We start from the raw sequence: 14,758 nt of genomic DNA on the forward strand, positions 1-14,758 counted from the left end.
GTTGTTCATTGTCCTCAAAAAAAAATTCGCCCACACAAGGGGCCTAATCAGTCCGCTCGCACCGCCCAGGACAAGCCTGCTGTTCCTTTGGCAAGGAGTCGAACAAGCTCCTGCTGGATAACGGCCGATTCGGATCGATCCATCTCCTCTTCGCCGACGTAAGCCATGACTTCCAAATTCCAGGGAGTTCCTGCCTCCTTTTGAATGGCAATGTCGGCGTAGATCTCCACGCCGGGATATTTTTCTTCGAGATAGTTGACAATGATCTGCCCTTTCAGTTCCGCTAAATTATCAGCACTCCGATCGATGTCATACCCCTGTTCCTGAAACAGATTGCCGGCCATGATAAAATCCACCACAATAATTCGTGTAATCGCCATCTTCCCTCTCCTTATGCGTGCGCCATTGCTCTCTCAATACTCGGTCCTTCCAGAAAAGAATGCTGTATACCACAGAGAATAGGCTCGGCCAAGCGGGAAGGCACTCCCCATGGATTCCCTTTTTCCTCTATGCGGAAAGCTGGAGATGTTCTATATTATTTGCACAGTAAAAATAGGGCTATCACAGGATATAAATGAAAATTCTTATCCGAGATGGATAGGTCAAAGATATCGAACAAATTGCCGCATTGACCAGAACTGCTTTCTTGGAGAATCCTCAGAGCAGCTATACCGATCACCTGATACCCGGCTTTTTTTTAACGCCTGCTGACCTTGTCCAAAGAACATACCTATGGATGGCCCGCCCATCATGTTCCAAGCGTAAACAGTATGAAGTCTTTCTTAACCAGTGAGGATGCAATGAAATTTTTCTTAACGGCAACCACGATTTTCGCCGCTCTCTTTACCATGGCACTGAGCGAGGCCAAAGCCGGAGTATCCATCAGTGTGGGAGAACCCGGATTTTATGGCCGCATCGACATCGGCAATGATCCCCCACCACGCCTGATCTATGGAGAACCGGTTATTGTCCGGCGCGTGAAGACCTGGTATCCACCGATCTATCTCCGCGTACCTCCCGACCATATGAGAAATTGGTACCGACACTGCGATGCGTACGGTGCCTGTGGCCGGCCGGTCTATTTCGTCGAAGACGGCTGGTACCAAGATGTTTATGTGCCCCGGTATCGTGAGCATCATCGCCGCGTTTATGTCCCCGCTGGCCCACCGCCGGAGTATTACGAATACCGGAGATACAACCACAAACCACCCAAGAAGGTCTATATCCGAAAAGAGTATTATGAAGACGACCGCCGGTATAGAGACGATGATCACCGGGACCATGGAAACCGTCACCGATAATGCACCGGATGACCGGCAACAACTTGCCCCAGTTGGAACGCCTCAATAACATAGCGACGCGCCCCTGTCTTTATCCTGCAGCAACCTGACAAAAAAAATGAGCATGAAACGGCACATGGCCTCTCTGATCACCATCCTGTCGTTTCTGCTCGTTTCACTGTCCGCCCTCCCCGCTTCCGCCACCAAAGATTCCATCACCTGGATGGAAGTCAGCATGCCTCCATATTTCATTCAGGAAGGACCGGATAAAAACCAAGGATACGGTGACCTGGTATCGGCTATTCTGGAAGAACAACTACCCGAATACGAACACTTTGAAATGGTCACCAATGTGATCCGTCATTTTGACAAATTCAAACAGGGCGAAAAAGTCTGCTCCGTCGGGCTTTACAAAACACCGGAACGGGAGGAATTTATGCACTTTTCCATCCCCAGCTTCCTGACCTTGCCACCGGTGATGATTACCAGAAAGGATACCTTGTCCGATTTCGGATCTCGTTCGAGTATTAAGCTCGAGGATATCCTGCGTGACAAAAAAATCATCATCGGCCTGAGCAAGGATCGATCCTACGGAATCCAGATCGACCGTCTTCTCAAGCAATACAAAGACAGGGAAAATTTGATCGTCTATGCCGGCCAGGAGCTCTCAGCCAACTATTTCAAAATGCTGATGCTCAAACGTATCGACGGGCTGATAGGGCTACCGGACGAGGCCATGTATCATGCGGAAAAGCTGGGTATGCGGGACCAGTTGGCAACCCTGATCATCGAGGAAAACCAGCAAGGCTATGAAGGCTGGCTTTGTGCCGTGGGGTGCTCTAAAAACGAATGGGGCCGGGCGGTGATCGACAAAATCAACAAGATCCTTCTGGAACAGCGACCGACCGACCGTTACCGGGGCGCCTATGAGCGCTGGCTTGACGCCAACAGCCTCCAGAGGTATCGCACAATCTACCAGGAGGTCTTTCTCCAAACCACCTTCCCGAACAACTGATCCCGGAAAAAAAGCCAATGGGGCATGGCGGCGGGGCGGCCCATCCCCTTCCCTTTCCCCTACTTGTTCTTTCGTTTGGCGATCTTTTTCGAGTATTGCTTCTTGTAGAGCCGTCGAGCCTCGGCCAGTCGCTTTTCACTCTTTTCAATCAGGAGTTCCTGGGCCGAGCGTTTTTCCTCACGCGATTCCGGTTGCCGCTGGGTATAACTGCCATCGGCCTGCATAACCCAGGCACCGCGCCGATCCGCCAACTGCAAATTTAAAATTTCCCGCAATTGCCCCTGAAGCACCGGTGATTCCACGGGCGCAATGACCTCCACCCTGCGCTCTAAATTGCGCTTCATCAAGTCAGCCGAACCGATATAATACTGTTCCTGCCCGTTGTTTCTAAAATAATAGATCCGGGCATGCTCGAGAAAACGGCCCACCAGGGAGACGACCCCGATATTCTCGGAGAGCCCCGGTATGCCAGGTCGCAGCAGGCAACTGTCCCGAACAATGAGATCGACTTTAACCCCGGCTTGGGAGGCCTGATAAAGAGCCGCGATAATGTCCATATCGGTCAGGGCATTGGTTTTCATCTGGATATGTCCCGGACTGCCCTTGCCATGCTGTTCAATCTCCCGCTTGATGTTCTCCAACAGCGTTTTTTTCAAAATACGCGGCGAAGGGAGGAGTTTTTTATAGAGCCGCGCCGGTGCATATCCCAGGGTAAGAAAATTGAAAAACTCGGTCAGGTCGTTGCCGATGTCAGCGTCGCAGGTGAGCAGGCCAAGATCACTGTAGACCCGCGCCGTTCCGGAGTGGTAGTTGCCGGTGCCGATATGGGCATAGCGTTTGAGACCATTGTAATCACGCCGCACCACAAAAATAACCTTGGAATGGGTCTTGAGCCCGACAACGCCGTAGGTGACATGGATGCCCGCTTGCTCAAGGTAAGTCGCCCAGTGGATGTTGGCTGATTCGTCGAACCGGGCCATCAACTCCACCACCACCGCGACCTGCTTGCCGTTGCGGGCCGCATCGAGCAGATATTGAATAATTTGCGAGTTGGCCGAAGTCCGATACAGGGTCATTTTGATGACCAGAACCTTGGGATCGGTACTGGCCTCGCGAAGGAAGCGTTCCACCGAGGAGCTGAACGATTCGTAAGGATGCTGGAGCAGAAAAGGCCCCTCCTCCCGAATCAAATGAAAAATATTGGGGAAATCCCCGGAAAGCTTGTAGTGGTCGAGCGGCTGATGCGGCGCGAAATGCAGCTCAGGCCGGTCTATGGCCACAATCTCCATGAGATCTCGCTTGGCCATGATGCCGTCGACGGTGAACACATCCTTGCGTGAATCGATTCCCAACTCCGAGGCGAGCATACCGCGATGCTGCCTGGTCATAATGCTGTCGACCTCAAGCCGGACGATCTCGGCGAATTTTCGATCCTGAAGAGCGGTTTCGATCATCGACAAAAGATCAACCGCCTGATCCGGCCAATTCTCGGTAATGGCGTTGCGGGTCACCCGGAACAACTCGCAGCTTTCAATGATCATTCCCGGAAAAATGATTTCCAGGTTATTGGCGATTACATCCTCGAACAGCACATAGACATGCCTGCCCGGATCGACCCGGATAAAACGGGGAATACCGGTACCGGTAGTCGGCACCTTGATCCGGTTCAAATAGATGTGCTCGCCATCACTGTGACGGGTGGCCACCAGCAGGTTGAGCGAAAGGTTGGAAATAAAAGGAAAGGGATGAGCCGGATCCATACCCTGGGGGGTGAGTAGAGGGTAAATATTGTCGCGGAAATAGGTGGCCATTTTTTGCCGCTGCTGCTCGTCAAGCGCACCGTATTTGAGGATACGGATATCTTTTTTGGCCAGCTGGGCGAGTAATTCCCGTTCCATATCCTGCTGCTTTTCCAGGATATCACGAACCATCTCATAGCTCTCGTCAATCTGCTGCTGCGAGGTTCGCCCATCGATGGATAAAAGCTTCAAGCCGGCGCCGACCTGCTGCTTAAGGCCACCGATCCGTTTCATGAAAAACTCATCCAGATTGGAACCGATCACCGAGAGAAAGAAGACCCGCTCCAGCAGAGGGTTGCGCGCGTCCCTGCTCTCGTTGAAGACCCGCCGATTAAATTCGAGCCAACTCAGTTCCCGGTTCAGATACCATTCGGGAGAGGAAAGATCGAACACCTTATCGCCTTTCGGGGTTGGCTCATTCTTTGCGTCGCTCATCTTATTCTCTGTACCAGCCTTCATTTCCAAACCACCCATTGCCGCCCCTCCTGGATAGAAATTGCTTGCGTTTCCGGTTTGATACAGCATACCGCACTTCTAAACACAAAAGGTAGTGATTTTTTTTCATCCCAACCAAGCGCGCTTGTTTTCAGCAGTGTCCGGCCGGGGACTTGCACGAGATTTTCTCGTCTGCCGGCAGAGCGTTCTGGTCACTGGTGCCGGGGTTTATCATAAAAGAATTTTTGACCAATTTTCGGGGCGATATCGTTGATCAAAACAGTAAAAAAGAAAAAGGCAATTGCAAGCATGTGCTCAACACGGTTACTTGAAAGTCAGCAATGTTGATGGATTTTGGTACCTTTGGTGAAGTCATTGACCACAGGAATGGTGTCAATTTCCTCTCGGGGACATGGACGACGTTGCGGCTGCGGCGCCCAAACCGGTAAAAAAACGCTGCAAGCGGAGAATAGAAGGAGATGAAAAAGGGGCTGGGGGCGGGCCGAGGGTGGCATCCTCTATCGCAAAAAGGCTGGAGACTGGTTTTGGAATCGAACCAAACAGCTTTCCATTCACGGGTAGCTCAACGGGGTTGAAGCCCGCGGCCGGCGCCAGCCAGCTTAACCAGTCACATCGCCTTTATATATAACACTGATTGGATAAATCAATTGAAAAGTGGCGACTGTGAGCCGGCGCGATCCGGTGCGATCCTTCACCGATGGATTATTCTTCCGTTATTGCAGGCCGTGGCACTTAGGAGGTTTTTCATCCTGGTTGATTTCATCATAGATCTGGTGCAGATGCACCGGGGCGGTCTTTCGGCGTAGGCGGAGATTGAGCATCTCCACGGCAAAGGAAAAGGCCATGGCAAAATAGAGATACCCTTTGGGCATCTCGTGTCCGGTTCCCTCAGCCACCAGAGCAACGCCCACCAGGACCAGAAAAGCCAGAGCGAGCATTTTGACGGTCGGATGTTCCTCGACAAACTCGCCGATCGATTTGGCAGCCAACATCATCACGCCGATGGCAATAACGATGGCGGTTATCATCACCCAGAGATGATCGGCCAAGCCAACGGCGGTAATGACCGAATCCAGAGAAAAAATGATGTCGATGATGGCAATCTGGGCAATGACCAGCGGCAACTGCGAAGCCAGGTGCTTGGGAGCGTGAATTTCTTCGCCGCCCTCAAGGCTGCCATGAATTTCGTTCACCGCTTTGTAGATAAGAAACAATCCGCCGAAGAGCAAAACCAGGTCGCGACCGGAAAACGGATGCCCCATCACTTCAAAGAGCGGTGCCACCAGTTTGGCCAGCCAGGCCACTGACATGAGCAGGGCAATACGGGTGCCCATGGCAGCCAAAAGGCCGAATTGTCGTGCGAAATTGCGTTGACTTACGGGAACCTTACCCACCAGGAGGGTCAGGAAAACGATATTATCAATGCCCAATACAATTTCCAGTACCGTCAGTGTCAGGAGTGAACTCCAGATACTGATATCCCACAACCATTCCATAATATTTGTTTCTCTCTCTTGTCTTAAACGGTAGTTCGCAATCGACGGGGTGTGGTTCCCACACTAACAACAGGGGGATGGGCACGACCGTTGTTATTCGTTTTCTTGCGGAGCTTCGATCGAATTGATGTTTTCTTTCGTCTTGAAACGGATGGCATGGCCGAAGATGTAGGTGCAGATCGGTACGCCGAGAATGAGACCCCAGAAGTTAAACAGCTTACCGCCGATGGTGAGAATTATAAGGATGATAACCGAATTGATCCGCATATAGGACCCGTAAATCCGCGGATTAAGGATGTAGCCCTCAATCAAATGAATGATAACGATCAACAGGATGGCCAGAAACATGGTCTGTAATCCGGCGGTTTGCAGCGCAATCAAACAGATGGGGATGGAACTAATGAATACGCCTATCACCGGGAAAAAACTGCAGAAAAAGACGATCATCGAGAGGAAGGCCACATGCTCTCCCAGTCCGAGGAGACTGATGCCTAAGGCGGTCATGAATGAGTTGATGATGGCGATAATCAACTGGGCCTCAAGCGCTTTGCCGAGAACCAGGGAAAAATCTCGAATGTTGCCGGCCACGCTTCGGTAAATGAAACCGATTTTGGTCGCTTCCAATTCACGGACGCTGGCCCCCAAGTTTGCCAGATCCAACACGATCAAGAAGGAAAAAAGCAGGGAAAGAAGGAAGGTCGAGGTCACGGAGGCAATCTTGCCCCCAATATTGCCCAACGTGCCGAAGACATGGCTGACATTTTGCACCCCGCCGGCGGCTTCACCCAAGCGAAGAAACTGCTGGAGCATGGAGGTGGTGGGCGAGTGCCTCAACCCTTTTTTTTCCGATCCTTCCACCGAGTTCTGCCCATCCTTGGACACGATTTCCGGGAGCAATTCCCCCAACAGGGGGTACTTTTTCTCCAAGGTGAACAATTCCTGATCAACCCGATAGAGATAGGTGGTGAATTGGCTGACAAAGACCTCAGCCTGAACTTTTACCTTGGGAATGAGGAAGATGCCGGCTGCGGTCAGGATACTCAGTAAAAACAAGGCTACAAGCACCACTCGTGCTATCCTGTTTTTGATTCGTGATTTCAGGCGACTAACGCTTTGCGCCTGGATGTAGGAAAAAACAAAGGTGAGAAAAAGGAGGAGGAAAAAAGATCTCAGCAGATAAATGACACCAAGGAGCACTCCCCAAACCATGATGGTAGCGACATGGGGCAGAATCCGGTCCCAGGGCGGGGGCAGGGTATGAAAAACCGATTTGTTGGGGTTCATATAAACAGACGGACTGTCAGGCTAAATTCCAGTGATTGGAAACCGGGACGATGAAAACAATAATCGAAGATTGCAGTTGTTCCCGGGGAAAGGCTACGCGGAGTGGAGCAGCCCATCGCTTAAGCTAGTGGAAGGATGACAGGCGGCCCGCGCAATCTCTCTGCGGTGAGGGTAATTGATTATTCGATTTTTTCAAGGATTCTCCGCCGGGTATGCTGGAGATGTATCGGACCAAATTTGCTGAGCATCTTATGATAGACGGTATCCGGCACATACTCCCGGACCACCTGCTCCCAGTCGTCCGAGCCGACCAGCCCCTTGACCAGGCTGGAACTGACCTCCACCAGATTCCGGGGTGACATCATGAACAGGGTCTGAATAGTGTCGGTCATGTTACCGTTGACATAGCGCATACTGCGTTCGTAAGTGTAATCTTTCTCGTTGCGGATGCCGCGAAGGATATAATCAACTCCTATCGATTCGGCATATTTCACCAAAAATTTGTTTTCGAAGTGCACCACCTCTACATTTTTAAAGCGGGCGCACAGCTCCTCCAGCATTTGTATCCGTTCATCCATGGTGAAGGAGTACTCTTTTTGCGCATTCTGGCCGACTGCGACATAAAATTTACAGAACAGGCGAGCTCCCTGCGCGATCATCCACAGATGGCCGTTGGTCGGCGGATCGTAACTTCCTGCGTAGATTCCTTTCATAGAAAATCCTGCACATACGTTGTGGATGAAGTGTGCTTGCCGGGCTTGCGTCGGTGGTGGGCGACCAGCAGTCGAGCGTTTTCCGAATAACGGTACAATTTCCTGCTCTGCTCGCCTCACGATGCCGCCACGAGGTTGCGATTCAGCCTTCACGAGTGCCACACCGTTCCTCTGGCAACCGGTGTGTCCGCTGCTCCCGGAGAGCATATCTTAAAGAACGGAAATCAAGCCTATCCAGGACCGCTAAGCTATAGCAAAGAGGCCTGTTCCCCGTCAATATTATATTCATGCGACTTGATATTAGCAGACTGTTTAAGCCCTGTCGGCAGTGTCCCATTAAGTATCTGCGCCAAAAAGAAATGTTCGCCAAAAGATTGCATCAAGAGCATTGCCAGCATAAGGCGCGGCAACGCCAATCAACCGAACCGTTGACAATCGATCGATCACCGGTTACAGTAACACGAAAATAATTTGTATCGTGTTTATTAAAACGGACAACGTAACCAAGGAGGCTCCCATGCTTTTTCCCATTTCCGGCATAACCGTCGATCCCTGGATTCCGCCACTGGTCGCCTTTGTGATCTCCTTCTTCACCTCCATGGGCGGCATTTCCGGGGCCTTTCTTCTTCTGCCCTTTCAGATGTCTGTACTCGGCTACACCAACCCTTCGGTCAGCTCTACCAATCAATTATACAATATTGTCGCTATTCCTTCCGGGGTCTACCGGTATTGCAAGGAAGGACGGATGGTCTGGCCCCTGACCTGGGCTGTGGTGCTCGGCACCCTGCCGGGTGTGCTTATCGGCGCTTTCGTTCGGGTGACCGGCCTGCGTGATCCGCGAAATTTCAAGCTGTTTGCCGCTGCGGTCATTCTCTATATAGCCATCAAGATGATCAAGGATTTACTCAAACAGCAAGCCGCCGCCAAGAACAGCGCCCAGGGTGGGACGGCGGGCAAGAGTGGGCCGCTGGCCGCCACCTTCGGCAATCCGGCCGCCACGGTGACGCTTACCCAGTGCACGTTCAAGCGGATCGGCTTCACCTTCCAGGGTGAAACGTATGATGTCTCGGTGACGGGTATTTTTATCCTCTGCTTCATTGTCGGCATCATCGGAGGGATTTACGGCATCGGTGGTGGGGCGATCATCGCCCCCTTTCTCATCACGTTCTTCGGCCTGCCGGTGTACACCGTGGCCGGGGCTGCCCTGATGGGGACCTTCGTCACCTCGGTGGCCGGTGTGGCCTTTTATACCGCTATTGCCCCGCTCTTTCCGCAGGTATCAGTGTCACCGGACTGGCTGCTCGGCATCCTCTTTGGCCTGGGCGGCATGGCTGGAATGTACCTGGGGGCCCGCTGTCAGAAATTCGTGCCCGCCAAGGGGATCAAGTGGATGCTGGTTGTGATCATGCTCTTCACTTCAATCAAATATTTGACTGAGTTTTTTAAATAAAAAGAGCGCGTCCGAAGCTATTCCTCGGACGCGCTTGCTTTTTCAACTCTGGCACACTCCCCCTCAGGGTTCGGCGAACAACTTTTTGATCGTCGCCGGGATGGCCCCCTTGGGGGTCAGGGTGTGTGTATTGTCCACACTATACACCCCAAACCATTGTTCCGGATCGTCCGCATCCTGCCGCAAGGCCTTTTCCGGTCCCTTGGCGCTCTTCCACCACTCGTCCTGTAGTTCGAAAAAAACCAACCCGCTGTATTTCTCCTTGCCGCGCGCTGTGCGGATATCACGCCACACCGAGCTGAAAATTGCAGGCACATCCTCGATCTTGTGACCGCCAAAACCTGGATTTGTTGTTGGTTTTGGGGCAATAGGCGAGGTTGCCAGCCCCACCTGGGTCACCAGGATCGGTTGTTTCGACTCCTTGGCCAACTGCTCCAAATAGCCTTGATAGGTGGTACCGGTGACCGAACCGGGTGGTGAGGTGCGCACTCCGTTGGCGTAAGTGTAAACGTTGAGGCAGATCAGGTCGCCCATGTCCGGCACCAGAACGCTTTCCTGGCTGACCTCTATATCCGGGCGGTCGGCGATCGGGCCGATATGGGTCCAACTGGTGTGGCAGTAGAGATGACGGCGACCATAGCGGCTCAGCTCGTACTCCATGGCCCCGTCCACTAATTTGGCCATGGCCACCTCGGTGGGGGTTCGATTGGTCACACTCAGATGTTTCCCCTGGTAGTTGCGGACCTCCGGATGACGGGCATCGGTGGCGGTGACGCACTTGGCTTGCAACTCATCGCCGATGGAAAAGAGCACCAGCCGGTCCGGCCGACCGAATTTATAGGTGTGATCGATCACTTCCTTGATGTCGTCCAGGGTCTTGGCCTGGAATGCCGGAGCAAGGAAATCCTCCTCATAGGCCCAAACCCAGACATCCTGACTGTAGACCAGATCAGTCTTGTCCAAGGCGGTGAAAAAATTCGGCGGCATGAGCCGGGGAAAGACGTGGATATAGTTGGCGTTCATCTCCTTCATCAGGTTCAGATGGTTGTCGTAACGACCATCGTTACCAGGAGGCAAGCCGCGGACGGGAGTTTCGCCGGGAAGGAAGGGCGAATACCCCATGCCCCGAAAAAAAACAGGGCGTTCTGGTTTGCTCAGGTCAATCAGCGACGTGCCGCGGACAATAAAACGGTTGGGCTGAGGGGTGTCAGGACTGATCGACATGGTTTTTTCGGCACTGGCTAGGGGGGGGGCAACCAGCAAAGCCAAAGCAAGGATAAAAGCGCGGGCAACAAACAGTGGTCTGGGAATCATGACTCTAGAGAGGGGCTTGAATTATTGGAGAACCGAGACTCGGCGACGGTCACAATCGCCATGAAATCGATCGTCACCTTTGGTTATTGCCCGTACCATGCGGACACCACTCAGATAAAGCCAATGCTGCCGGTTTTAGCAACGATTTTATCAACAAGAGGGGACCACATGGTTGCGGCGTTGCCTGCTGGGTCTCGAAAAAGCAGTTCAGCAACCGATGGCACCAATAAAGTCTGCGATCTGTTCCGCAATTTCCCCCTCCCGTTTGAGAAAGAAATGATCGGCACCTTTAATGATGGTGTGGGTGATGTTTTCTTGCCGTGGCAAGAGGGCTGGCACTGCCAGCAGGCTGTCATTTTCCGCGGTGATCAGGCAGACAGGAATGGATAGGGATTGAAGCGCGGTGAAATCGCACGCAGCCAAGGGAGGGGCAATGGCGGTGTAGGACAGAGCTTGGGGAGTGATGGCGGTCAGGGCCATGAGGGTCCCGAAGGAGTAGCCAACCAGATGGAAACAGTGGAAATAGCCGGTGCTCCAGGCAAGGACCTTGCTCACTTCCTCCGCAATCATTGCGTAGTCGTTCCGCTGATCCAGCGCATTCCAGTATTCAAACAGGGGCAGATCGGGCCGAGGGCTGGTGCTTTTGCCCACAGCCGGATAGTTGAAAAGCAGCACCGGCATGAAGGCTGCCATTGTTTTCGCCACCGCCTGAACCACATTGTTTTCCAGGTTGCCAGCCAGCAGAGGATGGGGCGGACAGATGATGAGGCCGATGTCGGCCGCCTCTTCGCTACGGTAGAGAAGCTGGCCTTCCAGTTGACCACAGTGACCGGGAATGGTGACGTGCAGGCTGCAAAGATCGTCGCTCATCAGTAGACGCCCTGCCGATCAAGGGGCGTGGCAAATTGGAGGGGAGCAATGCGGGCAAGCCCCGTCTCGCCGTTGGCACAGGCGACGGCTACGGCTGTATCCCGTTCCGCCAGATTAAGGATGAGAAAGCTGGGATCCAGGCGGTGCAGGATGACCCGGCCGCGCTGGCCCGGAGCGACAGAGGTGATCAGATCCTGCGCGACCAGCTCATTTTCCGGGATCGGCGCCAGTTGCAGCCAGAGTGCCGGATCCTGCACTTGGAAGACATCGTCTTGCATCCTTTCAGGGATTTCGGCCATTCCTCTTTCCGCTTCCGCCTCATTTGCCTTGCCGCTCCTGATCTGCGGGAAGGTCACCCCGAACAGGCTATTGCCATAACCGGGAAGGATGACCGCATGGGGGAAGTGTCCCTGGAGGTCCAGGGCGGTTTGCGGCTCAAGGTTCATGCCGCCGGTATGGATGCCGAGAATCTGCTCTTTCTGGTCCGGACGCATGACCTCGGCCAGCGCCACCAGCAGTGGCGGGGTGGTAAACAGGGTACTTATCGCCTGCTGACTGATGATATTGGTTGCCTGAGCAAGGACATGATCCATGTAGAGCTTCAGCCCCATGCTGCCTTTGGCCTGGCGTTTGATCCAACGCACATCGCAGTCCACGGTAAAAGGCTCAAGGCTGCCCAGGGAGCGAGCCATGGCCCGGGCGGAACGATCAATGATATGGGGGCCGCCAGGTCCGACAAAAAGCCAACGCCCGCCCCAGGGAAAATTGTGTTCGGCCACTGCCTTGAGCCAGGGAGCAATAAAAGCATCATGAAACTCCTGGGGCGAAAAAACGCGGCGGCAGGGATCGCCGGTGGTGCCGCCGGTCTCGGAGAGGAGGAAGGTCGAGAGATCCCGGTGCAATACCTGAGGGATAAAATCGGTGATGGGCCGGGTGCGCAGGGCCTTGATATCCATTGGCCCCAGGCGGTGAAAATCCTGGCGGCTTCGGATTTCCTCCCTGACGTTAAAATCAAGTTGCTGCTGCCTTTCCAGCCAGAACGGGCTGCCCTGTTCCGGGTGAAAATGGAGGGCCAGGATATTAGTGATGTGCAGAGGATTCATTTATTTCTTCCACGAAAGGATGAGCAGGGGGAGAAGGACCATATCGCAGAGGATGGCCAGCCATAAGGCAACGCTGATCAGCAAACCGAAATCGCGCAGGGGGATAAAGGGCGAACCAAGAAAGCCGAGAAAGCCTGTTCCCGAAATCAAGGCAGCGGTCAGCATGGCAGGGCCGGCATAATGAATGGTGTTATGCAGGTGTTCCATTGCCGTTCCGGGTGTTCTGGTTTCTGCCTGCAGACGATGGAGGAAATGGATGGTGTCATCGACCACGATACCGAAAACGATACTGGCCACAGTGACTGTGGCCACGCTCAAGGGGATTCCCAGCCATCCCATGAGGGCCATTATAAAGAAAACCGGCATGAGGTTGGGGATAATGGCCAGGATGGCAAAATGGACGGAGCGCAAAGCCACCCCCATAACCAACGAAATGGGGAAAAAGGCGTTGGCAAAGCTGGTGAGCAATGAAGAAAAAAGTTGTTGCTGCCCTCGGCAATAGAGGGGGACGGAACCGGTGACATAAGGCTGTTCCTGAGGGCCAAGTCGTTGCTGGAGTACGAGCTCCAGATTCTCCGAGAGAGCCAATGTCGGTTCGGAGGCCAGGGTTTTGAGCAGGACAGTGGCACGCTCGGGCCGTTTCTCCATCTTGCTCAAGGAGAGCAACTTGGGGAAACGAGCACCATTTGCAGTTGAGTCGGAGATCACCGTGCCGTCAGCAAAGTAATACAACATCTGGGTAATGACCGGGTTGTCATGGGCAAAGTCGGTAAAGACAGCTTGCAGATCCCCATTGTTGATCGTGCTTCCGGAGAGGTCAACCTCAAAAGGGGTCAGTCCCAAGCCCGCGTTTTCTATCTGCTGATAGTTCTGGCGCACGACAGCGTTCTCTTTAAAAAAGTCGAGAATCAATGAGCCGGTATTTAGGCGGCTGATACCCACGGCGGCGAGCACGGAAAGGAGAAGAAAGATTCCGGTGAGCGCCAGGCGATGCCTGGCCATGAAGGTGACAAGGGTATCCGGAATGGTGATGGAGCGACAAGGGGCAGGCTCAAAAAACAGGGCCAGCAGAACCAGGGGATTGACCAGGGAGAGAGCGCTGGCCACGGTACCCCAGATCCCCAGTTGCTGAATAGGAAGATAACTGCTGAAAACCAAGGAGAAAAAACCGAGCATAATGGTCAGGCCTGATAGCAGGCTTGGCGCGGCCACCTCGCTGAAGATACTGATACTGTCAGGATGCTCTTCATCCGGTTGCTTGAGCACCAGATGGATAGCATGGGCAATACCCAAAATCATGGTGCATGGAGGCAAAGCCAGGAGGATCATGTTCAATTTGACTCCGGCCAAGGCCATGATGCCGGTAACCTGAAGGGCGGGGGTAAACCCGCACAGCAGCACCAGCAGGACATTGCGGCGATTGCGCACCAGAATGACAACGCCAAGGGTCAAAATTGCCAGAACCATGGGGAACAAGGTCTGGGTGGTCTTGGCTGAGAGGGTGTCGAGCATGGTGGTGAGATACCAGACTCCGCCCAGATGATAGGTTGCGTCCTGCTGCTGGAGCACATGCTCCACCTCGGTGAGCAAGGCGGCAAGATCTGCGGGACTGCTCTCTGCTTTGGGGAGAATAAAGAACAGCCCGGCCTCCGTGCCGGTCAAAGACTGGATAGAAAGCGTATGAAAAGAAGCGGCGCGGGTGTGTTCCTTGAGGGCATCGGCTGTCTCTTCCAGTTCTAACAGGCCCAATCCTGGAAGATAAGCTATCAGCGGGTCGATGATATGGTACTGGGCGACAAATTTTTGATATTGCAGCCAGTGGGGATCATCGGCAGATTGCCAGACGGACAGGGAGTTGTCCACCCGGCTGTGCAGGGTGAAAAAACCGCTCAGCAAGGTCAGGCCTGCAAAAACAATCAGGGTGAGTATTTTGTGCCCCCTGAGGGTGAGGGCAAAGTGTTTGAAGAAGGCGTGCATA

General features: G+C 53.4%; 12 protein-coding genes. 3 read left to right on the top strand and 9 right to left on the bottom strand.

The annotated features are described in order from the left end of the window. Window positions 1–47 precede the first annotated feature (47 nt). Window positions 48–380 (bottom strand): hypothetical protein, encoded by a 333-nt coding sequence (locus ACHZCX_RS04055; protein WP_319585946.1) that lies wholly within the window; start codon window positions 378–380, stop codon window positions 48–50. 420 nt (window positions 381–800) lie between these two features. Between ACHZCX_RS04055 and ACHZCX_RS04060 the strand changes: the two genes are divergently transcribed. Next, a complete protein-coding gene (locus ACHZCX_RS04060; RefSeq protein WP_319585947.1) occupies window positions 801–1,301 on the top strand; it encodes a hypothetical protein in 501 nt (166 codons plus the stop codon). Between the two features lie 115 nt (window positions 1,302–1,416). Further along, window positions 1,417–2,295, top strand: a complete 879-nt coding sequence (locus tag ACHZCX_RS04065; protein ID WP_319585948.1) for a TIGR02285 family protein — start codon at window positions 1,417–1,419, stop codon at window positions 2,293–2,295. Between the two features lie 59 nt (window positions 2,296–2,354). On the opposite strand, the gene ppk1 is transcribed toward ACHZCX_RS04065, so the two are convergent. From ppk1 to coaD, 4 genes are all read right to left on the bottom strand, one after another. Beyond that, window positions 2,355–4,568 carry a polyphosphate kinase 1 gene (gene ppk1, locus ACHZCX_RS04070; protein ID WP_319585949.1) on the bottom strand — a complete coding sequence of 738 codons (2,214 nt, stop codon included), beginning with the start codon at window positions 4,566–4,568 and terminating at the stop codon, window positions 2,355–2,357. A gap of 695 nt (window positions 4,569–5,263) precedes the next feature. Beyond that, the gene (locus tag ACHZCX_RS04075) at window positions 5,264–6,046 is read right to left on the bottom strand and encodes a TerC family protein (protein WP_319585950.1); all 783 of its coding nucleotides are present in this window, start codon (window positions 6,044–6,046) and stop codon (window positions 5,264–5,266) included. Between the two features lie 93 nt (window positions 6,047–6,139). Continuing rightward, window positions 6,140–7,330, bottom strand: a complete 1,191-nt coding sequence (locus ACHZCX_RS04080) for an AI-2E family transporter (protein ID WP_319585951.1) — start codon at window positions 7,328–7,330, stop codon at window positions 6,140–6,142. A gap of 179 nt (window positions 7,331–7,509) precedes the next feature. Next, entirely contained in the window at window positions 7,510–8,043 is a 534-nt protein-coding gene (coaD, locus tag ACHZCX_RS04085; protein ID WP_319585952.1) for a pantetheine-phosphate adenylyltransferase, read from the bottom strand. Window positions 8,044–8,560: 517 nt separating this feature from the next. Between coaD and ACHZCX_RS04090 the strand changes: the two genes are divergently transcribed. After that, window positions 8,561–9,493, top strand: coding sequence for a sulfite exporter TauE/SafE family protein (locus ACHZCX_RS04090; RefSeq protein ID WP_319585953.1), 933 nt, complete (start codon window positions 8,561–8,563; stop codon window positions 9,491–9,493). A 63-nt stretch (window positions 9,494–9,556) separates the two neighbouring features. Here the strand turns inward: ACHZCX_RS04090 and ACHZCX_RS04095 are convergent, their stop codons facing one another. From ACHZCX_RS04095 to ACHZCX_RS04110, 4 genes are all read right to left on the bottom strand, one after another. Further along, window positions 9,557–10,807 (bottom strand): hypothetical protein, encoded by a 1,251-nt coding sequence (locus ACHZCX_RS04095; RefSeq protein WP_319585954.1) that lies wholly within the window; start codon window positions 10,805–10,807, stop codon window positions 9,557–9,559. Between the two features lie 207 nt (window positions 10,808–11,014). Then, window positions 11,015–11,677, bottom strand: a complete 663-nt coding sequence (locus ACHZCX_RS04100; protein ID WP_319585955.1) for a hypothetical protein — start codon at window positions 11,675–11,677, stop codon at window positions 11,015–11,017. Continuing rightward, complete coding sequence (locus tag ACHZCX_RS04105; protein WP_319585956.1) at window positions 11,677–12,780, bottom strand: hypothetical protein; 1,104 nt, start codon at window positions 12,778–12,780, stop codon at window positions 11,677–11,679. Before ACHZCX_RS04105 ends, ACHZCX_RS04100 begins: the two co-directional genes overlap by 1 nt. Beyond that, window positions 12,781–14,757 (bottom strand): MMPL family transporter, encoded by a 1,977-nt coding sequence (locus tag ACHZCX_RS04110; protein WP_319585957.1) that lies wholly within the window; start codon window positions 14,755–14,757, stop codon window positions 12,781–12,783. Between the last annotated feature and the right edge of the window lies 1 nt (window position 14,758).

This window comes from uncultured Desulfobulbus sp. (assembly GCF_963662935.2).
In the GTDB taxonomy this organism is placed as follows: domain Bacteria; phylum Desulfobacterota; class Desulfobulbia; order Desulfobulbales; family Desulfobulbaceae; genus Desulfobulbus.